We start from the raw sequence: 19,234 nt of genomic DNA on the forward strand, positions 1-19,234 counted from the left end.
GCGGGCGCCCCGCCGGGCGGTTGCGTGTTTGGTGCGCGGGGGGGCGGGCGCCCGCCGCGCGCCCCGGCCCCGCACTAGCCTTCCGGTCTCGCCTGGTGTGCGGCCCCGCCCCCCCCGGCCCCCACAAAATGAAACAGGACTTCATAAAGCAAAAGGCCGACGCTTGCGTCGGCCTTTTCGTTACCCTCAGCGACCGCTGCGGGTCTTGCTTCCGGTGCCGCTCGGCGGCGGATCGGTCGGCTTGCTGGTGCCTGCCGGCGGCCGGGTGCCACCAAAACCAGCGCCCATGTTGCGCTGGAATTCCTGCCACAGCTCCAGGTTGCGTTCGGTGAGCTGGTTCATCATCGCCCACGGCGTCTGCCCGAGCAGGTTGCCCATCTGCTGGCGGAACTGCTGCTGCTGGTCCAGGAACACCTGCATGCTGCGCTCCAGGTAATTGCCCATGAAGCCCTGCAACGAGTCACCGTAGAACCGGATCAACTGGCTCAACAGCTGGGTGGACAGCATCGGCTCGCCGTCCTGCTCCTTGTCCGCAATGATCTGCAGCAGCACCGAACGGGTCAGGTCGTCGCCACTCTTGGCGTCGCGGACCTCGAAGTCCTCACCGTCCAGGATCAACTGGCGGACGTCTTCGATGGTGATGTAGCTGGAAATCTCGGTGTCGTAGAGCCGGCGATTCGGATACTTCTTGATGATGCGGGTCGCAGCCATTAAGCAGTCACTCGTCACGGTAGGTGCGCAGCATGGCGCAGTGCAGCAGGGCTTGCAACCGCCAAAAGTACAGGTTGCAAGCGTCGGGGAACTCCAGGTTTGTTGCGCAACATGAATCGCCATGTTGTGCAACATGGCGTGGGCGGTCAGCAACTGGCTGTCACCAGCCCATGTGGTGGCCACCGTTGATGTCCAGATTCGAGCCGGTGATCCAGCTGGCTTCCTCGGCAACCAGGAAGGCGACCGCGTAGGCGATCTCCTCCGGCTTGCCCAGGCGCCCGGTGGGGATGTCGGCAATGATCTTTGCCCGCACTTCCTCGGGTACGGCCATCACCATGTCGGTGGCCACATAGCCCGGCGAGATGGTGTTGACGGTAATGCCGAAGCCGGCGTTCTCGCGCGCCAGGGAGATGGTGAAGCCATGCATGCCGGCCTTGGCGGCAGCGTAGTTGGCCTGGCCGTACTGGCCCTTGAGGCCGTTGATCGAGCTGATCTGGATGACCCGGCCCCAGCCACGCTTGCGCATGCCTTCGATCACCGGGCGGGTCACGTTGAACACCGAGTTGAGGTTGGTGTTGATCACCTCATGCCACTGTTCCGGGCTCATCCGGTGGAACGTGGTGTCGCGGGTGATGCCGGCGTTGTTGACCAGGATTTCCACCGGCCCAAGTTCGGCTTCGGTGGCCTGGATCAGGGCACGGCCGCTGTCCGGGTTGGATACATCGCCCTCGAACAATGCGATGTCATAGCCCTTGCTGCGCATCGTCTGCTGCCACTGCTGCGCCTTTTCGGCGTTGCGGTAGTTGGTGGCGACGCGGTGCCCTTGATCGACCAGGCGTTGGCAGATGGCGGTACCAATGCCGCCGGTACCACCGGTGACCAGTGCGACGCGCGATGTCATGGGCTCAACTCCAGGGCAGATGTGCAGGGCAGTCCCCGATTCTAATGAAACTGCGCTCAGCCCGGGGGCTGCATCGGGGCGCGAAGTGAGGTTTTTTGCAGCCGGGCTGGGTCAAAGGCGGCTGCGGCATGCTGCAGTACCTCGGCTACGCTTGCTGCAGCATCCAATGCGCCGGGTTGCTGGCCCAGTGCCGCCCATAGCCAACGCAGTACCGGTACCGGCTGAGCGCTGTCCACTGGGATGGCAGCCTGCGACTTGGACAGCTTCTGCCCAGCGCTGTCCAGCAACAATGGCAGATGCAGGTAGTGCGGGGTGGGCAGGCACAGCGCCCGCTGCAGCAGGATCTGCCGGGCAGTGGAGTCGATCAGGTCAGCGCCACGTACCACGTGGGTGATGCCCTGCTCGGCATCGTCAACCACCACGGCCAGTTGATAAGCCCAATAGCCATCGGCGCGCAGCAGCACCACGTCGCCGACCTCCCGGTCCACATCCTGCTGCTGCCGGCCCTGCAGGGCGTCGTCGAAGCTGATATCGCTGCCGTCGGCCACGCGTAGACGGATGGCCGGTTGCGGACGCTGTTGGCTGGCGACGCAGTGGCGGTGGATGCCGCCTTGGCTGGCCAGGTCGGCGCGACTGCAGTGGCATGCAAACGCCTTGCCCTGGTCCAGCAACTGGTTGATGGCCGCCTTGTAGAGGGCGTTGCGCCGGCTCTGGTATTGCACCGGCAGGTCAGAGTGCAGGCCGAACGTGGCCAGCGTGGCCAGCTGTGAATCGACTGCGCCGGGGACTTCGCGAGGGGGGTCAACGTCTTCCACGCGCACCAGCCATTGGCCGCCGGCATGGCGGGCCAGCAACCAGCTGCCGAAGGCAGCCAGCATTGAGCCCAGGTGCAGGGAGCCGGTCGGGGAGGGCGCAAAGCGACCGCGGTAAGGAATGGCTGGCATCGAAACTGAATCGTCGGTCAGATTAATGCTTGAATTCAAGCTGTCTGCGCCGCAAATTGGCTCTATCTCCAATCCTTATGGATATGTTTCCCATGTTTACCCGTATCGGGCTGTTTCTTCTGACCAACGTTGCTGTGCTGATCCTGGCCAGCGTCGTCATGTCCATCCTGGGCGTGAACTCCTCGCAGATGAGCGGCTTGCTGGTCATGGCGGCCATCTTTGGCTTCGGTGGCTCGATCATCTCGCTGTTGCTGTCCAAGTTCATGGCCAAGCGCGGCACCGGCGCGGTGGTCATCACCGAGCCGCGCAACCAGACCGAGCGCTGGTTGCTGGACACCGTGGCCCGCCAGGCCAAGGCCGCCGGCATCGGCATGCCGGAAGTGGCGGTGTACGACGCCCCTGAGATCAATGCCTTTGCGACCGGCGCCAACCGCAACAACGCGCTGGTGGCGGTATCCACCGGTCTGCTGCACAACATGAGCGAGGATGAAGCCGAAGCCGTGCTGGGCCATGAAATCGCCCACGTTGCCAATGGCGACATGATCACCATGGCGCTGCTGCAGGGTGTGTTGAATACCTTCGTGATCGTGCTGGCGCGTGTGGTCGGCGGCATCATCGACAGTGCGCTGTCGGGCAACCGCGAAGGTGGCGGCCGTGGCTTTGCGTACTACATCATCGTGTTTGTGCTGGAGATGGTATTCGGCCTGTTTGCGACGATGATCGCGATGTGGTTCTCGCGCCATCGTGAGTTCCGCGCCGATCAGGGCGGTGCCTCGCTGGCCGGTCGACAGAAGATGATCGCCGCACTGGAGCGCTTGAAGCTCAACCACGGCCAGAGCACTTTGCCGACCCAGATCGCCGCTTTTGGTATTGCCGGCTCGGCTGCAAAGAAGCTGTTCCTGAGCCACCCGCCGCTGGAAGAGCGGATTGCCGCGCTGCGTTCCTCGACCGTCGCCTGAGGGCAGCTCCGGTGTGATCCGTACGATGCGGACGCTGGTGCAACCGGCAATTGATTGAAGACAGCGCCCCGCAAGGGGCGTTGTCTGTTTTTGTGTTGCTGCTGGTTCCAGGCGTGTTGTCTGCGGGAGCAGCGTCAGCCGCGAAGCTGGTGTTGCTGGAGCGCAGGCAATCTGCGTCATTGATGATTCTCTTGCTTCGCGGCTGACGCCGCTCCTGCAAAAGCACCCGCAAAAGCTGTGCCCGCAAAAAAACCGATGCCAAGGGTTTGGCATCGGTTTCGAGGTGGCTTGCAGCTTATGCCAGCTGGATCAGAACTTGGGATCGAACTCGGCGGCGTAGCCGGTGTTGACGATGACCTTCTGCAGGGCTTCGCACACCTTGATGTTGCCGGCCACGACCTGCTGGGTCTCCGGGCCGCGCGAATCCATGCGGTCCAGCGGGGCACCGCGGTAGTTGCAGACCTTGCCGCCTGCTTCGCGGACCAGCAGCACGCCGGCAGCGATGTCCCATGCCTTCACGCCTGCTTCGAAGTAGGCGTCGGCGCGGCCGCAGGCCACATAAGCCAGGTCCAGCGCGGCGGAGCCGGTGCGGCGCACGTCTTCCGCCTGCACCAGCAGGGTGTCGACGGTCTTGAGCTGGCTGCTGGCGCGGCTGCGTTCGCGCGGGGCGAAGCCGGTGTGGATCATCGTGCCTTCCAGGTCCTTGCGGTCAGACACGCGCAGGCGGCGGTCGTTGAGCACGGCACCATTGCCCTTGGAGGCGGTGAACAGTTCGTTGCGCAGCGGGTCGAAGATCACCGCGTCGGTCGGCTCGCCGTTTTCAACCAGGGCGATGGAGACGCAGTAGTGCGGGAAGCCGCGCAGGTAGTTGCTGGTGCCATCCAGCGGGTCGATCACCCACATCATGCGGTTGACGCCCTGCAGGCCGCCTTCTTCGGCATAGATGCCGTATTCCGGATAGGCGCGCTTGAGTTCCTTGACGATTACTTTCTCAGCGTCGGCATCGACTTCGCTGGCGTAATCCATCCGACCCTTCTGTACCACATTGAGGGCTTCAAGCTTGTTGATGTTGCGGAGCAGGACGTTGCCGGCGAGGCGAGCGGCCTTGACCATGACGGTTACGGCGGGTTTCTGCATGGCTAAAGGCTCCCGTGAGGGCAGAGATCGGATTGGCGGGGGAAAAGAGCAGGTCCGGCGCAAAGGCCGGCCGCGCAGTTTACCATCTACAGCTGTCTCGCTCCTGATTTTTTAACGCCATGTCTGTTTCCGCTCATATTCGATTCGTTCTTGTTGGCACACAGCACCCCGGCAACATCGGCGCGGCGGCCCGTGCGATGAAGACCATGGGGCTGGCGCGGCTGGTGCTGGTGGCCCCGGAAAAGCCCTTGGACGAGGACGCTTTCCGGCGCTCGGCCGGCGCCGAGGACGTGCTTGGCGATGCGCCGGTATATGCAACGCTGGCCGAGGCGGTGGCTGATTGCCGCCTGGTAATGGGCTGCACCGCGCGCGCGCGGCGGGTGCAGTTGGAAGAGCTGCTGCCGGAAGTTGCGGGTCAGCGCGCTGTGGCCAAAGCCGGCGAGCCTGCCGAGGTGGCCTTTGTGTTCGGTCGCGAGCGCACCGGTTTGACCAACGAGGAACTGCAGCTCTGCCACGCGGCGGTGCACATCCCCTCCGACCCCGAATTCAGCTCGCTGAATCTGGCAGCCGCGGTACAGGTCCTTGCTTACGAAGTGCGCATGGCGGCGTTGGAGTCGCAGCCCGGCAAGGCGGCGCCGGTACCGGTGGAGGCTGGTCAGGACGAGGCACCGGCCAGCCATGCCCAGTTGGAGGGGATGTTTGGCCAGTTGGGCGACACCTTGGAGCAGATTGATTTTCACAAGGGGCGCGCCCCGGAATCGGCCATGCGCAAGCTGCGTCGCCTGTTCATGAAGGCCGAGCTGTCCGAACAGGAAGTGCGCTTGATGCGCGGCATTCTGTCGGACGCCCAGCGCATGGCGCGATTGGCGGGCGAACACGGAAAGTGAGTTGTTCGTCACATTAATGTAAAAGCCGGTAATCTGTGGGGATGGATTAGGGGGGGTGTGTTTTGGGTGTCTTGCGCTGGCTTGGGGGAGCCGTACTGGCACTGGCTGCGTTGCAGCCTGTGTCAGTCTGGGCGGTTGATCGTTCAGTTCTGGTATTGGGGCGGATCAGTGATGATCCGAAGGCGCATTACGACCAGCTCAAACCGCTGCTGGACTACGTGGTGCCGCGAATGCGCGACGTCGGGATCGTCGAAGGGCGAATCCTGATGGCCAAGGATGCGCAGCAGATGGGCAGCTATCTGCGGCGCGGCCGGGTCGACTGGGTTACCGAAACAGCCGGGACGGCGATGGCGCTGGGCCAGCGCGCGGCTGCCAAGCCGCTGCTGCTGACCGAGCGCAACGGCGTCGGCAGCTATCACAGTGTGTTTTTTGTGCGTCGCGACAGCCCGGTGATCACATTGGAGGGCCTGCGCGGGCGCACCTTGGCGCTGCAGAGTGCGTTGTCCACCAGCGCCTACCTGGTGCCAGCAATGGAGCTGCTCGACCACGACCTGCAGCCGGAGATCCTGCTGGATCCACGCGACACGCCCGCCCAGGACTCGGTGGGTTATGTGTTCGCGCGTTCGGAATTGAATATCTCTACCTATGTGCACAAGCGGGTGGTGGATGCCGGGGTGATCAGCAGCATTGACTGGAGCGACAACCAGGCCATGCCGCCCGCGTTCCGTCAGGACATGCGGGTGCTGTATCGCAGCGAGCCGATCCCGCGCGCGGTGGAAATGGTGCGCGCTGATCTGGACCCAGTTGTGCGTGATCGCCTGCGGCAGGTGTTGCTGCAGGCCAGCAGCGACCCTGTGGCCGGTCCGGCGCTGGCCAAATTCTTCGGCACCACCGGTTTTCACCCGGTGGACGCGGCCAACCTGCGCGCGCTTGAGCGGTTGCGGCGTGGCCTGGTGCGCATCCGGATGGAGGTGGAATGAGCAGGCCTCGGTTTGGATTGCAGGCGCGCTTCGTACTGGCCAGCGGAATGGCGTTGCTGGTGGTGCTGGTGATCGTAGGCCTGATGATGGTGCGGCAGGCGGCAGCACAACGTGAGGCGCTGCGTAACAGCGGTGAAGTGCTGAGCCAGGTGTTTGATCAGGGCGTGCGTGAACGTGGGGCGGCGTTGGCGGATGCCCTGGCCGATACGCTGGTCAATCCCTTGTACTACTCGGATCTATCCGCCATCGGCAGCCTGGTGCGCAACACCGCCCGGCAGAAATCGGTCAGCTATGTATTGGTGTACGACCCGGAAGGCCGCCTGATCCATGATGGCTCCTTTGATGTTGCTGGCTATGGGCAGCCCATGCAGGACCCGTTGGCGGCGGCGGCGGTGGCCACCGGCAAGCCGCTGGTGCAGGAGTCGCCGTCGATCCTGGAAGTGGATGTGCCGTTGTCTATCGGCAAGCAGCGCTTGGGTGGTCTGCGTGTGGGCATGAACCTGGCCCCGGTGCGGGCACAGGAGGCTGAATCCATGCGGGCGCTGGAGCAGCGCATGCAGGAAGCCCAGCGACGTGAGCTGCTCTGGGCAATGGGCTTGATGGTGTTGTTGATAGGCTTTGCCAGCGTGATGGCGTTCTACGTGCAATACACGCTGGTGCGGCCCATCCGCTGGCTGGGTGCGGCGGCGCGACGCATCGAGCGCGGGGATTATCTCATCGAGGCGCAGTCGACCCGGCGCGGCGATGAAATCGGTGAGCTGCTGCGCACCTTTGACCGCATGAGCCAGAGCATTGCCCGGCATGACCGTGACGTACGGCAGATGGCCTATACCGATGCGCTGACCGGCCTGACCAATCGGCTGGCCTTCCGCGAGGCATTGGATCACCGCTTGTTGGAGGCACAGGCGGCCGGGCGTGGACTGGCGCTGTTGTTCATCGATATCGACGAGTTCAAGCGGGTCAACGATACGTTGGGGCATGAGGCCGGTGACGATGCTTTGCTGCAGTTCGCGCAGCACATCGCAACGGCGGTCGAGCAGATCGGTGGGGATGATGCCCTGCTGGCCCGTTTTGGTGGCGATGAGTTCGTCATCCTGATTGGCCAGGGTTCGCGCAGCGCCGCTGAAGTTGCCAAGCAGCTGGCGGATAGACTGGTGATCGACCTTGCCAAGCCGCTGCGGGTACAGCAGCGCGAGATCTTCCTGGGCAGCTCGATTGGCATCACCTTGTTCCCGGAAGACGCAATGGATGCCACGGCCTTGCTGAAGAATGGCGACATCGCGATGTACCAGGCCAAGCTGGCCGGGAAGAACTGTTTCCGCTACTACAGCCGGGCCATGGACCATGCGGTGGAGCGGCGTCTGCATCTGGAGCAGGAGTTGCGCGGCGCCTGGGAGCGCAATGAGCTGCGTCTGGTGTACCAGCCGATTTTCCGTACCCGTGACCGCATGCTGTGCGGCGCGGAGGTGTTGCTGCGCTGGGACCACCCGGTGCTGGGGGCGATTCCGCCTTCGTTGTTCATCGACGTGGCCGAGCAGAGTGGCCTGATCCAGGTGCTTGGGCCCAAGGTTCTGCGGACTGCCTGCGAACAGGCCAGGCAATGGCCGCGCAATTCAATTGGTGAGGAGCTGTTCATTTCGGTCAACGTCTCACCCAAGCAGCTGCGCAATGGCAATCTGCTGCAGGAGGTTGAGACCAGCCTGCTTGGGTCCGGTCTTGCCGCTTCGCGGCTGCACCTGGAGCTGACGGAGACCGCGGTGATCGGTGATGAAATGCTGGCGGTGTCACTGCTGGAGAAGTTGCATCGGGCCGGGGTAAAGGTCTGGCTGGACGACTTCGGCACTGGCTTCTCCGGGCTCAGCCATCTGCGCCAGGTGCCAGTGGACGGGGTCAAGATCGATCGCAGCTTCGTAGCCGACATGGAGCGTGATGCCGACGATCTGGCGCTGACCACCGCGATCATCGCGATGGCGCACGCTTTGGGAATAACGGTTGTAGCCGAAGGGGTGGAGCAGGAGGCGCAGTTCGAGTTGCTCAGCCAGCGCGGATGTGACCTGGTCCAGGGGTATTGGCTGGGCCGCCCCCTGGATGCGCCCGGATTGGTGGGCCTGCTGGAGCAGGGGGCGATGGCGGCGTTGCGTTGACCTGGTCGCCCAGGCGTCGCCGGGCAGATCAAGCCGCCGGCACCCGGGCCCTCTGTTCTAGAGCGGTCGCTTGCTGGTGTCGCCGGCAATCTCGCGCACGAGCTTGGGTACCAGGTAGCCAGACAGCCGGGCCATCAGCCCGGCATGCAGGGCCAGTGCCTGCTCGTCGCTGACCTCGAAATGGGCCGCACCCTGCACCTTGTCCAGCTGATATAGGTAATAAGGCATCACCCCGGCGGCAAAACTGCGTTCACTCAAGGCCGCCAGCGCATCGAGCTCGTCGTTGACGCCGCGTAGCAATACCGCCTGGTTGAGCAGTTGTGCGCCGGTGGCGCGAATGCGGGCCAGGGCGGCATCCACCTGGGCGTCGAATTCATTGGCATGGTTGGCATGCAGCACGAAGGCCACCGGCCAGGGCAGGCTGGCCAACCACTGCACCAGGCCGTCGTCCACGCGCTCGGGCAGGACCACCGGCAGGCGGCTGTGGATGCGCAGACGCTTGATATGGCCGATGGTGGCCAGGGCATCGGTGAGCTCGGCGAGTTTGGAGGTGTTCAGCGACAGCGGGTCGCCTCCGGACAGGATGACCTCGTCGATGTCCGGGTCAGCCGCGATCGCCGCCACCGCCTCCTGCCAGCCACCCTTGGCTGCGTTCTCGCCGGCATAGTCGAAGTGGCGGCGGAAGCAGTAGCGGCAGTTGATCGCGCAGCTGCCGGTGGCTACCAGCAGGGCGCGGCCGCGGTACTTCTGGATCACGCCGGTGGCCTTCTTGGCCGCGCCGTCGCCGACGGCGTCGAAACTGAACCCGGGCACGATCCGCATCTCGTCGGTGATCGGCAATACCTGCCGCAGCAGCGGGTCGGCCGGGTCGCCATGGCGCATGCGTGCAACGAAACCGCGCGGTACCCGCAGCGCGAACTGCGCCAGCGCTGCGGTGGAGACGCCCACCGCGTGGGCATCCAGACCCAGTACTGCCAGCAGCTCGGCCGGGTCGCGGATGGCTTGGCGCCAGTGCGCCTGCCAACGGTCGTCAGGCAGGGGCAGGATGGCTTTTTCTGGAGTGAGGGCGGGGGCTGCGGTTATCATTGGCGGTCAGAAAAACAGATGGCCCACCAGACGGCGGGCGTTCCATTCTAATCCGGCCGCCCGCACCACGCGGCGGTTTTGCCAATTCAGGAGTTTCAGCATGGCCAGTTACGGCATGAACGACGTAAAGAACGGGATGAAAATCCTGGTCAACAACCAACCGGCTGTCATCATCGACACCGAGTACGTCAAGCCGGGCAAGGGCCAGGCGTTCACCCGCGTGAAGTACCGCCTGATCAAGGACGGCCGCACCCAGGAAGTGACCATGAAGTCGACCGATTCGCTGGATGCAGCGGACGTGGTCGATACCGACATGAACTTCATGTACAGCGATGGCGAGTACTGGCACTTCATGGACCCGGAAACCTTCGAGCAGGTGCAGGCTGACAAGGCCGGCATGAACGGTGCCGAGAAGTGGCTCAAGGGCGAAGAGTCCTGCGTGGTTACCCTCTGGAACGGCACCCCGATCGACGTGACCCCGCCGAACTTCGTCGAACTGAAGATCGTCGAGACCGATCCGGGCGTGCGCGGTGACACCTCCGGCGGCGGCGGCAAGCCGGCCACCCTGGAGTCGGGCGCCGTGGTCCGCGTCCCGCTGTTCGTCAACCAGGATGAAATCATCCGCGTTGACACCCGTTCGGGCGAATACTCGGCGCGCGTCAAGTAAGCCATGCCAGAACCGGCCAGCGTCAAGCAGGCAGTCGAGGAGCCGGTCCGTGAGGACCGGTTTCCGCATGACCGGGTGGTTTTCTTCTGTGATGCGGTGTTTGCCATCGTCATCACCTTGCTGGCCATCGAGCTGCGGCTGCCCGGGCGAGAGCTGATCGAGCGGCTCGGTGCCGACGTCGCCTATGGCGAGTTCGTCACACTGTTTGTGTCGTATTTCGTCAGCTTCTTTGTCACCGGGCTGTTCTGGTCGGGTCATATGTTGACCTGGAAGTACGTGACCCGGGTCAATGGACGCTTGGTCTGGTTGGCCCTGCTGCAATTGTTCTTCGTCGCGCTGATGCCATTTGCGACACGCGAGTATTCGGTATCGGTGTCCGAGCAGCGGCCTGAACGCTTCGTGTTTTACGCGGTGGTGCTGACCGGCATGTCGTTGTTTTCATGGCTGGTGCGGCGACGGGTAGTTGTGCAGGAAGGCCTGGCGGCCAAGCTTGGCCGCGCGCAGACGCGCTGGTTGTTGGTGCGTGGCCTGATTCCGTTGATTGTTTTTGCCTGCACCATCCCGCTGGGCTTTTTTCTGCCGGCGGGGGTGGGGGCGTATGTGTTCGGGTTGATCCTCCCGTTCTCGTTCATCGCCAAGCGTTGGATCTTTGCCAAGGGTGACTGAGGCAGGTGCGCGCAAGGCCCCGTAGTGGCAGGAAGTAATGCAATGACGACAAGCCAGACCGCACCTGAAGCGTGTGATGTTTTGATCGAAGCCGGCTACGTGGTGCCGGTGGAACCGCATGCGGTGGTGCTTGAAGACCACGCGGTGGCGATCACTGAGGGTGTGATCGTGGCGCTGTTGCCACGTGCCGAGGCGCGCGCGCGCTTTGCCGCCAAGCAGGTTGTATCACGTCCGGAAGCGGCGCTGATCCCTGGCCTGGTCAATGCCCACACCCACAACCCGATGACGCTGCTACGCGGCATCGCCGATGACCTGCCGCTGATGACCTGGCTGCGCGAGCACATCTGGCCGGTGGAAGCGGCGGTGATCGGGCCGGAGTTCGTTGCTGACGGCACCACCCTGGCCATCGCCGAGATGCTGCGCGGCGGTACCACCTGCGCCAATGAAAACTATTTCTTCGCCGATGTGCAGGCTGCCGTCTACAAGAAGCATGGTTTCCGCGCGCTGGTGGGCTCGGTGATCATCGACTTTCCCAGCGCCTGGGCCAAGACCGATGACGAATACTTCGCCCGCGCCACCGAGCTGCACGATACCTGGCGCGATGATGCGCTGATCGGCACCGCCTTCGCGCCGCATGCGCCGTATACGGTGAGCGACGCCAATTTCGAGCGGGTGCGGATGCTGTCCGACCAGCTCGACAGCCGCGTACACCTGCACACGCATGAAACCGCACAGGAAATCACCGATTCCATCGCCCTGCACGGGCAGCGCCCGCTGGCACGCCTGGATCGTCTGGGCCTGGTCAACGAGCGCCTGATCGCGGTGCACATGACCCAGCTCACCGAGGCGGAAATCCACCTGTGCGGCGAGCGCGGCGTCAGCGTGGTGCATTGCCCGGAGTCGAACCTGAAACTGGCCTCGGGCTTCTGCCCGGCCTGCGCACTGGTCAAGGCCGGCGTGAATCTGGCGATCGGCACCGACGGCTGCGCCAGCAACAACGACCTGGACATGTTCAGCGAGAACCGCACAGCGGCCATCCTCGCCAAGGCCGTGGCCAATGACGCCACCGCACTGGACGCAGCCACCACGCTGCGCGCCTCCACGCTGGGCGGCGCCCGCGCGCTGGGCTTCGGCGACCGCATCGGCTCGATCGAAGTCGGCAAACAGGCTGATCTGGCCTGCGTGGACCTGTCCGCGCTGGAAACCCAGCCGCTGCATCATGTGCTGTCACAGCTGGTGTATGCCGCTGGCCGTCACCAGGTCAGTGACGTGTGGATCGCCGGCAAGCCCAAGCTGGTGCAGCGCCAGCTGGTCGACATGGACATTGCCGCGATCACCGCCAATGCGCGCCAGTGGCGCGACCGCATCCGTACCATCCGCGCCTGACCGCGCAACCGGCCGCCCCACGCGGCCGCACGAGGAAACCGATATGAGCGCAGCTTCCACTTCCACCAATTTCGATCAGGCCGAACTGGACAAGTTCGCCGCGTTGGCCACCCGCTGGTGGGACGCCGACGGCCCGCAGAAGCCGTTGCACGCCCTCAATCCGGTGCGCCTGAAGTACGTGGCCGACCGCGCCAGCCTGCGCGGTGCCAAGGTGCTCGACATCGGCTGCGGTGGCGGCCTGCTCAGTGAAGCGCTGGCCAAGGAAGGCGCGCAGGTTACCGCCATCGATCTGGCTCCTGAGCTGGTCAAGGTTGCCCGCCTGCACGGTCTGGAGTCCGGCGTCACGGTCGATTACCGGGTGCAGGCAGCCGAGGATCTGGCCGCCGAGCAGCCGGGCAGTTTTGATGTGGTGACCTGCATGGAAATGCTGGAGCACGTGCCGGACCCGGGCGCGATCATTGCCGCCTGCCATCGCCTGCTGCGCCCGGGTGGCAAGCTGTTCCTGTCCACCATCAACCGCACCCCGGCCGCGTTCGCGGTGGCCATTGTCGGCGCCGAGTACATCGCCCGGCTGCTGCCCAAGGGCACGCATCACTATCAGGAATTCATCAAGCCGGCCGAGCTGGGCGCATGGCTGCGCGCGGCTGACTTCTCGCTGCAGGACGTCAGTGGCATGGCGTACGAGCCGTGGCGCAATCGCGCCCGCCTGAGCAGCCGCACCGACATCAACTACCTGGCCTACGCGGTCAAGCCGGAACAGGCATGAGCCGGAACTCGTTCCCGGCAGCGGCGCTGTTCGACCTGGACGGCACCTTGCTGGACAGCGCACCGGACTTCGTCGTCACTGCCAACCGCATGCTGCAGGCACGCGGCATGGATGAAGTGACGCTGGAACAACTGCGGCCTGCGGTGTCCAAAGGCTCGCGGGCGATGCTATCGATAGCCTTCCCGCATATGGGCGAGGCCGAGCGGCATGGGTTGATTCCGGAGTTTCTGGATATCTACGAGTCGCTGATCGGCCAGTACGCGACGCTGTTCGATGGCATCGAAACCATGCTGCAGGCGCTGGAGCAGAACGGCACCACCTGGGGCATCGTCACCAACAAGCCGGAGTATCTGGCACGGCTGATCCTGCCGCAGCTGGGCTGGGAACAGCGCTGCGCGGTGCTGATCGGTGGCGACACCCTGGCCGAGCGCAAGCCCCATCCGCTGCCGCTGCAGGTGGCCGCACAGCAGATCAAGACTGCCGCCAGTGCCTGCGTGTATGTGGGCGATGACGAGCGCGACATCATTGCCGCGCGCGCTGCCGGCATGCCGTCGGTGGCGGTGTTGTGGGGCTACCGGCTGCATGGCGATGATCCGCAGGCCTGGCAGGCCGACAGCATTTGTGAGCAACCGCAACAACTTTGGCAGCCCGCCGCATGGCCAGCTACCCAACCGGCTTCGGCCTGATTGAACAACGAGGTTTGATGTGAGCAGTGCGCTGGACAGCTTCCTGGACAAGTGGCGTGAGCGTTGGCCGGAATGGGCCTTCGTGGAGCGCTTTGTCGACGAGGCCGATCGTGAGCGCAGCGTGGCCTGGTTCGCGCTGCTGCAGGAATTCGATGACATGCTCAATGCCAGCGGCGACACCACGCCGCAGGATGCCAAGCTGGCCTGGTGGGGCGAGGAGCTGCGCAGTTGGGACAGCCAGCGCTCCCGGCATCCGTTGGGTCGCCTGCTGGAGCCGGTGCGGGCGCCGTGGTCGCAGTTGGCTGACGCATTGCCGGACCTGATCCTGGCACGCGAACGCCCGGCCGACGCCGCGCAGGCGCACAGCATGTTGGCGCGCTACGCCGCAGCCGTGGCGGCGGTGGAAGCGGCCATGTTCAACAGCAAGGCCTCGCCTGGCGCGGCCGAGGCGTTTGCCACGCAGACGCTGGCGCTGCGCGTACAGGAGCAGGCAGCGGCGGTGCCGCAGGCCTTCTCCAACGAAATGGAATGGGACAAGGCCTTGCAGGCGTCCTGGCCATCGCGCGTTGCCGGCCCGCGCCCGCGGCGTATCTATGCGGTGCTGGCACGCGGCCGCCAGCAGGCGCGCATCCATGGTGGCGAATACCAGCCGAGCCCGGCCAGTTTGCTGTGGCGTAGCTGGTGGGCGGCGCGGGGCTGAGCCAAGCGGTGCCCTCTGATCGCTGGCACTGGCGAACCATCCCTTCTCCCGTTTACGGGAGAAGGTGCCCAACGGGCGGATGAGGGCGCTTTTGACATGTTGATCTACAAGCTTCGCGACTTACGCCGCTCCCACAAGCGCTGTTGGGATACGAGGAAGTCTTCCCGGTGCATATCGAGCAGGCCGTGACTATGAAGCCTGTTTTGTGGATGGTGCATCCGTGTCTGTGCCTGCGGATCCCTGTGGCGCCTGGGAAGTGGAACCTCTGACCAACGGCCAGCCAAGGCGGATCAGTACGATGACGGCGCCTATATAACTGACAAGAATCATCAGGCCAAAATTGTTCGGGTCACTGGGCCGGATCTTCGGGATCAGCGACACGGTGTCGAAGAAGAACACGAACAGTGCCAGTGCCAGAATCGGGGCGAACAGAAGCAGTGACGGCCATCGTGCTGGGAACCGTGGCCACCTGCGTCGAACCAAGTGCAGGAGCATCGCGACTGCAACGGATATCACCAACAGCGGAAGCATTATGAGCAGCGTTGCAACGCCGGTGTAATCCGAGGCCATTGCCGGGCCGGGAACGGCGGTCAGCACGGTGATGAACGGAACGTAGCAATGTCGCTTCATGCGCTCAGGCTCCGGTTGCAGGACGGGTCGCTAGTCATTTACCTGGGATTTGGGCATGGCCCGGGCAGCTCTTATTTGCCGCGCTCCAGCACCAGCAGCGGGTCGATGCGGGTGTCGAACCAGTTCATGCCCCAGTGCAGGTGCGGGCCGGTTGCGCGGCCGGTTGCGCCAACTGCGGCGATGTTCTGTCCCTGCTCGATCCTGTCACCGACCTTCACGTCGATCCGCGACAGGTGCAGGAAGTTGGAGCTGATGCCGAAGCCGTGGTCCAACACCAAGGTGCCGCCAGTCAGGTACAGATCCGGGCCCACAAATGTCACCACGCCAGCCGCTGGTGCCTTCACCGGTGTACCGGTCGGTACCGCGATATCCATACCGGAATGACCGCTGCCCGGCTGCCCGTTGTAGACGCGGGCATTGCCGAAGCGGCCGCTGATGCGGCCCTGCACCGGCCAGATGAAGGTCTGGGTGAAGTCGGTACGGTCGTCGTCGCGCTTGCGCGATTCGGTCACCAGTGCCTGTTCGCGGGCAATGCGCTCGGCGATGGCGGGCGGAGGATTGACGGTTTTTGGTGGCACCCCGTTGACCCGTTCCACCGGCCAGTCGCGCGCGGTCACCGCAATGGATACGGTCTCGCTGCCACCGTCCGGGCGCTGCACCTGCACCTGCAATGGGCCTTTCTCATCACGGCCAATGCCGAACACCACGCTACCATAGCTGCTGACCCGCAGCTGCCGGCCCGCATAGCGGACCGTGCTGCCGGCCGGCACCTTGCCGATCACCATCGCGCCCTGCGAGGCACTGGCCGGGAACACGACCCGGTTATCGAGCAGGTTGCCGATGCCATCCTGGGCCTGCGTGGGCAGGGCGGGAAACAGGGGCGCTGCCAGCAGCAGCGCGCCCATCATCAGGGCCGAACGCATCAACGGTCGTAGGTCATGCGCTGGCCGGCCGGCGCGCCCACCAGCTTGCTGCCGTCCCACACCTGCTGGCCATTGACCCAGGTGGAAGCGATCCGCGAGCGGAAGGTGGTGCCCTCGAACGGCGACCAACCGCACTTGGACAGCACGTCCTCGCGCTTGACCGTGAACGGCACGTCTTCCACCAGCACCAGGTCGGCGAAGTAACCCTCGCGCAGGAAGCCACGTTCTTCGACGTCGAACAACTGCGCCGGGGCATGGGCGAACTTCTGCACCACCTGTTCGCGGGTCAGTTTGCCTTCGTGCACGCGCTCCAGCGCGGCAACCAGCGCGTACTGCACCAGCGGCAGGCCGGACGGCGCCTGCGCGTAGGGCTTTTGCTTCTCTTCCCAGGTGTGCGGGGCATGGTCGGTGGCCAGTACGTCGAGCACGTCATCGGCCAGCGCGGCGGTGATCGCCTCGCGGTCGGACACTTCCTTGATCGCCGGGTTGCACTTGATCAGGTTGCCCTTGGTGGCATAGTCCGGGCGCGCGAAATGCAGGAAATGCACGCAGGTTTCGGCGGTGATCTGCTTGCGGCTGCCGTCGGCGCGGATCAGTGGACCCTTCTCGAACAGCGCCAGCTCATCGGCGGTGGAGATATGCAGCACGTGCAGGCGGGTGCCGTGCTTGCGTGCCAGCGACATCGCCAGCCGGGTGGACTTGATGCAGGCCTCGCGCGAGCGGATATCCGGGTGCATGTCAGGGGTCAATGCGTCGCCGTATTTCTCCTGGAACGCCTTCATGTTGGCGTCGATCATCGGCGTGTCTTCGCAGTGCGTGATGATCGGGGTCGGGCATTCGCGGAAGATCGCGTCCAGGGTTTCCGGGTTGTCGACCAGCATGTTGCCGGTGGACGCGCCCATGAACACCTTCACACCCGGCGCCTTCTTCGGGTCGAGCACGCGGATTGCTTCCAGGTTGTCGTTGCTGGCGCCGTGGTAGAAACCGTAGTTGGCCCAGGCGCGGCCCTTGGCCAGTTCATACTTGGCTTCCAGGATGGTGGAGTCCAGGGTTGGCGGGTTGGTGTTGGGCATGTCCATGAAGCTGGTCAGGCCACCGGCCACGGCAGCGGCTGATTCGCTGGCGATGTCACCCTTGTGGGTCAGGCCGGGTTCGCGGAAGTGCACCTGGTCATCGATCATCCCGGGCAGCAGCCAGCGCCCGCCTGCGTCCACCACCTGCTCGCCATCGCGCGGGGTCAGGCCGCTGCCGATCTGCGCGATACGGTCGTTCTCGATGCGCAGGTCGCCGTCGAAGGTACGGCCTTCGTTGACCATGCGGGCATTGCGGATAAGCGTGGAGGACATGTCAGTGTTTTCCTGTGCAGCGGCAAGAGGGGGAATCGGCGCGCTCCGGGACCGGATCCAGTCCGCCCGGGTGGAACGGATGGCAGCGCCCCAGCCGGCGCAGGGTAAGCCAACACCCCCGTAGCGGACCGTGTATACGGATCGCGTCCATGGAGTATTCCGAGCAACTGGGATAGAAACGGCAGCGCGGCCCAAGCAGGGGGCTGATGAAGCGCTTGTAGGAGCGCAGTACGGCAATGAGGAGTCGGCCGATCACGCTTGAATGATAAGCCACTTGGCAAGCGAGCAGGATTTGTCGCAGGATGCGGGATGGCGCCGGTAAACACTACGTGCTTTCCGCTGCCAGCCAGGGGCGATGGCGCGCCTGGTTACGTTCCGAACTGCGCGAAACGGTCCGGTGACGCCACCGGACCTGTACTGCACGGGTCGGGCATCCGTTCACATACGGTGCCCGGCGCGGTTGCTGCTGCTGGTCGGGTAGGCTATAAAGGCCCGCTTTCCCGGGCCCCGGGGGAAACAAGGAAGAGCGTTTCGTGGCTGCTAAAAAACCTGCAAAAAAGGCCGTCAAGGTCGCCAAGAAAACCGCCAAACCTGTAGTCAAGAAGGCGGTGTCCAAGCCGGTTGCAAGCAAGCCGGTGGCCAAGGCTGCCAAGCCGGCCGCGAAGAAAGCACCCGCCACCAAGGCAGTTGCCAAGAAAACGCCGGTCAAGCCAGCAGCTCCTGCCAGCAAGCCCGCCGCCAAGAAGGCTGCGGTTAAGACGGCAGTCGCTAAAAAGGCGGCCCCTGCGAAGAAGGCGGCGGTCAAGAAGGTGAGCAAGCCGGTTGCCGCGCCAGTTGCCAAGAAAGCAGCTGCGCCGGTTGCCAAGGCCACCAAGCCCGTCGCCAAACCCGTAGTCAAGAAGGTGGCCGAACCAGTGGCTGCCAAACCGCTCAAGACTCCTGTCAAACCCGTGGTCAAGTCCGTACCGAAGCCAGCTGCAAAGCCGGCGGCGGCCAAGTCTGTCCCGGTCGAAGTCGCCAAGACGGCCCCAGCTCCGGCACCTGTGCCGGTCGCTGCCAAGCCGGCTCCAGCGGCCAAGGCCCCGCAATCCAAGAATCCCGTGCCTGTTTCGAAATCCAACGTCAAAACTCCCGTCAAATCCACCGCTCCTGTTGCCGTCCGTCCGGTCGGCAAGGTTGCAGTCGCTGTCACCGCGCGTTCGACCGCTCCGGCACCGCGCAGCAAGTACAAGGTTGTCGAATACAACATCGACGAGGCCACTGGTCGTCCGATCCTGCCGGCTGGCTACAAGCCCAGCGCAGATGAGGAGTACATGAGCACGCTGCAGCAGGAGTATTTCCGTCAGCGCCTGCTCAACTGGCGTGCGGACCTGGTCGAGGAGTCGAAGCAGACCATCGAGAACCTGCGCGAGGAAGTACGTGACATCGGCGATGAAGCCGAGCGTGCTACCCGTGAAACGGAAAATTCGCTGGAACTGCGTACCCGCGACCGCTACCGCAAGCTGATCGGCAAGATCGACAGCACGCTGAAGCGTCTGGAAGCGGGTGACTATGGTTTCTGCGTCGATACCGGCGAAGACATTGGTCTGGATCGCCTGGAAGCCCGCCTCACCGCCGAGCGCACGATCGATGCGCAGGAGCGTTGGGAGCACCTGCAGAAGCAGCAGGGCGACTGATCCTGGCGTAGCCACTGCTACACGAAGACCCCGCCGCGG

21 protein-coding genes are annotated in these 19,234 nt (G+C 64.2%); 12 read left to right on the top strand and 9 right to left on the bottom strand.

Features of this window, described 5'->3' with window-relative positions; translation table 11 throughout:
- Positions 1–186 precede the first annotated feature (186 nt).
- From phaR to gluQRS, 3 genes are all read right to left on the bottom strand, one after another.
- Positions 187–711, bottom strand: coding sequence for a polyhydroxyalkanoate synthesis repressor PhaR (gene phaR / locus ACVOL0_RS08460; RefSeq protein WP_481548710.1), 525 nt, complete (start codon positions 709–711; stop codon positions 187–189).
- A gap of 160 nt (positions 712–871) precedes the next feature.
- Entirely contained in the window at positions 872–1,612 is a 741-nt protein-coding gene (phbB, locus tag ACVOL0_RS08465; RefSeq protein WP_481548711.1) for an acetoacetyl-CoA reductase, read from the bottom strand.
- Between the two features lie 56 nt (positions 1,613–1,668).
- The gene (gluQRS, locus tag ACVOL0_RS08470) at positions 1,669–2,556 is read right to left on the bottom strand and encodes a tRNA glutamyl-Q(34) synthetase GluQRS (protein ID WP_481548750.1); all 888 of its coding nucleotides are present in this window, start codon (positions 2,554–2,556) and stop codon (positions 1,669–1,671) included.
- A 92-nt stretch (positions 2,557–2,648) separates the two neighbouring features.
- Here gluQRS and htpX point away from each other — a divergent pair, with 92 nt between their 5' ends.
- Both htpX and ACVOL0_RS08480 read left to right on the top strand, forming a co-directional pair.
- A complete protein-coding gene (gene htpX, locus ACVOL0_RS08475) occupies positions 2,649–3,515 on the top strand; it encodes a protease HtpX (protein ID WP_481515558.1) in 867 nt (288 codons plus the stop codon).
- Positions 3,516–3,565: 50 nt separating this feature from the next.
- Entirely contained in the window at positions 3,566–3,721 is a 156-nt protein-coding gene (locus ACVOL0_RS08480) for a hypothetical protein (protein WP_481548712.1), read from the top strand.
- Positions 3,722–3,824: 103 nt separating this feature from the next.
- Here ACVOL0_RS08480 and ACVOL0_RS08485 read toward each other — a convergent pair whose 3' ends face one another.
- Positions 3,825–4,652, bottom strand: a complete 828-nt coding sequence (locus ACVOL0_RS08485; protein WP_481548713.1) for an inositol monophosphatase family protein — start codon at positions 4,650–4,652, stop codon at positions 3,825–3,827.
- A gap of 119 nt (positions 4,653–4,771) precedes the next feature.
- On the opposite strand from ACVOL0_RS08485, the gene ACVOL0_RS08490 reads away from it, so the two are divergent.
- The 3 genes from ACVOL0_RS08490 (at position 4,772) to ACVOL0_RS08500 (ending at position 8,663) form a co-directional block, all read left to right on the top strand.
- The gene (locus tag ACVOL0_RS08490) at positions 4,772–5,539 is read left to right on the top strand and encodes an RNA methyltransferase (RefSeq protein ID WP_481548714.1); all 768 of its coding nucleotides are present in this window, start codon (positions 4,772–4,774) and stop codon (positions 5,537–5,539) included.
- 62 nt (positions 5,540–5,601) lie between these two features.
- Entirely contained in the window at positions 5,602–6,519 is a 918-nt protein-coding gene (locus ACVOL0_RS08495; protein ID WP_481548715.1) for a phosphate/phosphite/phosphonate ABC transporter substrate-binding protein, read from the top strand.
- Positions 6,516–8,663 (top strand): putative bifunctional diguanylate cyclase/phosphodiesterase, encoded by a 2,148-nt coding sequence (locus ACVOL0_RS08500; RefSeq protein WP_481548716.1) that lies wholly within the window; start codon positions 6,516–6,518, stop codon positions 8,661–8,663. The genes ACVOL0_RS08495 and ACVOL0_RS08500 overlap by 4 nt, the downstream gene beginning before the upstream one ends.
- Positions 8,664–8,720: 57 nt before the next feature.
- Here the strand turns inward: ACVOL0_RS08500 and epmB are convergent, their stop codons facing one another.
- Positions 8,721–9,749 (bottom strand): EF-P beta-lysylation protein EpmB, encoded by a 1,029-nt coding sequence (epmB, locus tag ACVOL0_RS08505; protein WP_481548717.1) that lies wholly within the window; start codon positions 9,747–9,749, stop codon positions 8,721–8,723.
- Positions 9,750–9,849: 100 nt separating this feature from the next.
- On the opposite strand from epmB, the gene efp reads away from it, so the two are divergent.
- From efp to ACVOL0_RS08535, 6 genes are read left to right on the top strand one after another with little or no spacing between them, the layout of a single operon-like run.
- Positions 9,850–10,416 carry an elongation factor P gene (efp, locus tag ACVOL0_RS08510; protein WP_313169621.1) on the top strand — a complete coding sequence of 189 codons (567 nt, stop codon included), beginning with the start codon at positions 9,850–9,852 and terminating at the stop codon, positions 10,414–10,416.
- 3 nt (positions 10,417–10,419) lie between these two features.
- Positions 10,420–11,082 carry a TMEM175 family protein gene (locus ACVOL0_RS08515; protein WP_481548718.1) on the top strand — a complete coding sequence of 221 codons (663 nt, stop codon included), beginning with the start codon at positions 10,420–10,422 and terminating at the stop codon, positions 11,080–11,082.
- A gap of 42 nt (positions 11,083–11,124) precedes the next feature.
- The gene (locus ACVOL0_RS08520) at positions 11,125–12,468 is read left to right on the top strand and encodes a TRZ/ATZ family hydrolase (protein WP_481548719.1); all 1,344 of its coding nucleotides are present in this window, start codon (positions 11,125–11,127) and stop codon (positions 12,466–12,468) included.
- Between the two features lie 43 nt (positions 12,469–12,511).
- Positions 12,512–13,234 carry a bifunctional 2-polyprenyl-6-hydroxyphenol methylase/3-demethylubiquinol 3-O-methyltransferase UbiG gene (gene ubiG, locus ACVOL0_RS08525; protein WP_481548720.1) on the top strand — a complete coding sequence of 241 codons (723 nt, stop codon included), beginning with the start codon at positions 12,512–12,514 and terminating at the stop codon, positions 13,232–13,234.
- Positions 13,231–13,920 carry a phosphoglycolate phosphatase gene (locus ACVOL0_RS08530; protein WP_481548721.1) on the top strand — a complete coding sequence of 230 codons (690 nt, stop codon included), beginning with the start codon at positions 13,231–13,233 and terminating at the stop codon, positions 13,918–13,920. Before ubiG ends, ACVOL0_RS08530 begins: the two co-directional genes overlap by 4 nt.
- Positions 13,921–13,939: 19 nt before the next feature.
- Positions 13,940–14,620 (top strand): phytoene/squalene synthase family protein, encoded by a 681-nt coding sequence (locus ACVOL0_RS08535; protein ID WP_481548722.1) that lies wholly within the window; start codon positions 13,940–13,942, stop codon positions 14,618–14,620.
- 189 nt (positions 14,621–14,809) lie between these two features.
- Here the strand turns inward: ACVOL0_RS08535 and ACVOL0_RS08540 are convergent, their stop codons facing one another.
- From ACVOL0_RS08540 to yidD, 4 genes are all read right to left on the bottom strand, one after another.
- Complete coding sequence (locus ACVOL0_RS08540; protein WP_481548723.1) at positions 14,810–15,250, bottom strand: hypothetical protein; 441 nt, start codon at positions 15,248–15,250, stop codon at positions 14,810–14,812.
- 71 nt (positions 15,251–15,321) lie between these two features.
- On the bottom strand, positions 15,322–16,173 hold the full coding sequence (locus ACVOL0_RS08545) for a M23 family metallopeptidase (RefSeq protein ID WP_481548724.1): 852 nt from the start codon (positions 16,171–16,173) through the stop codon (positions 15,322–15,324).
- Complete coding sequence (locus ACVOL0_RS08550; protein ID WP_481527904.1) at positions 16,173–17,519, bottom strand: dihydroorotase; 1,347 nt, start codon at positions 17,517–17,519, stop codon at positions 16,173–16,175. Before ACVOL0_RS08550 ends, ACVOL0_RS08545 begins: the two co-directional genes overlap by 1 nt.
- A 1-nt stretch (position 17,520) precedes the next feature.
- Positions 17,521–17,793, bottom strand: coding sequence for a membrane protein insertion efficiency factor YidD (yidD, locus tag ACVOL0_RS08555; protein WP_481548725.1), 273 nt, complete (start codon positions 17,791–17,793; stop codon positions 17,521–17,523).
- A 259-nt stretch (positions 17,794–18,052) separates the two neighbouring features.
- Between yidD and dksA the strand changes: the two genes are divergently transcribed.
- The gene (dksA, locus tag ACVOL0_RS08560; RefSeq protein WP_481548726.1) at positions 18,053–19,195 is read left to right on the top strand and encodes an RNA polymerase-binding protein DksA; all 1,143 of its coding nucleotides are present in this window, start codon (positions 18,053–18,055) and stop codon (positions 19,193–19,195) included.
- The last annotated feature ends 39 nt before the right edge of the window (positions 19,196–19,234 follow it).

This window comes from Stenotrophomonas sp. STEN021, assembly GCF_056760175.1.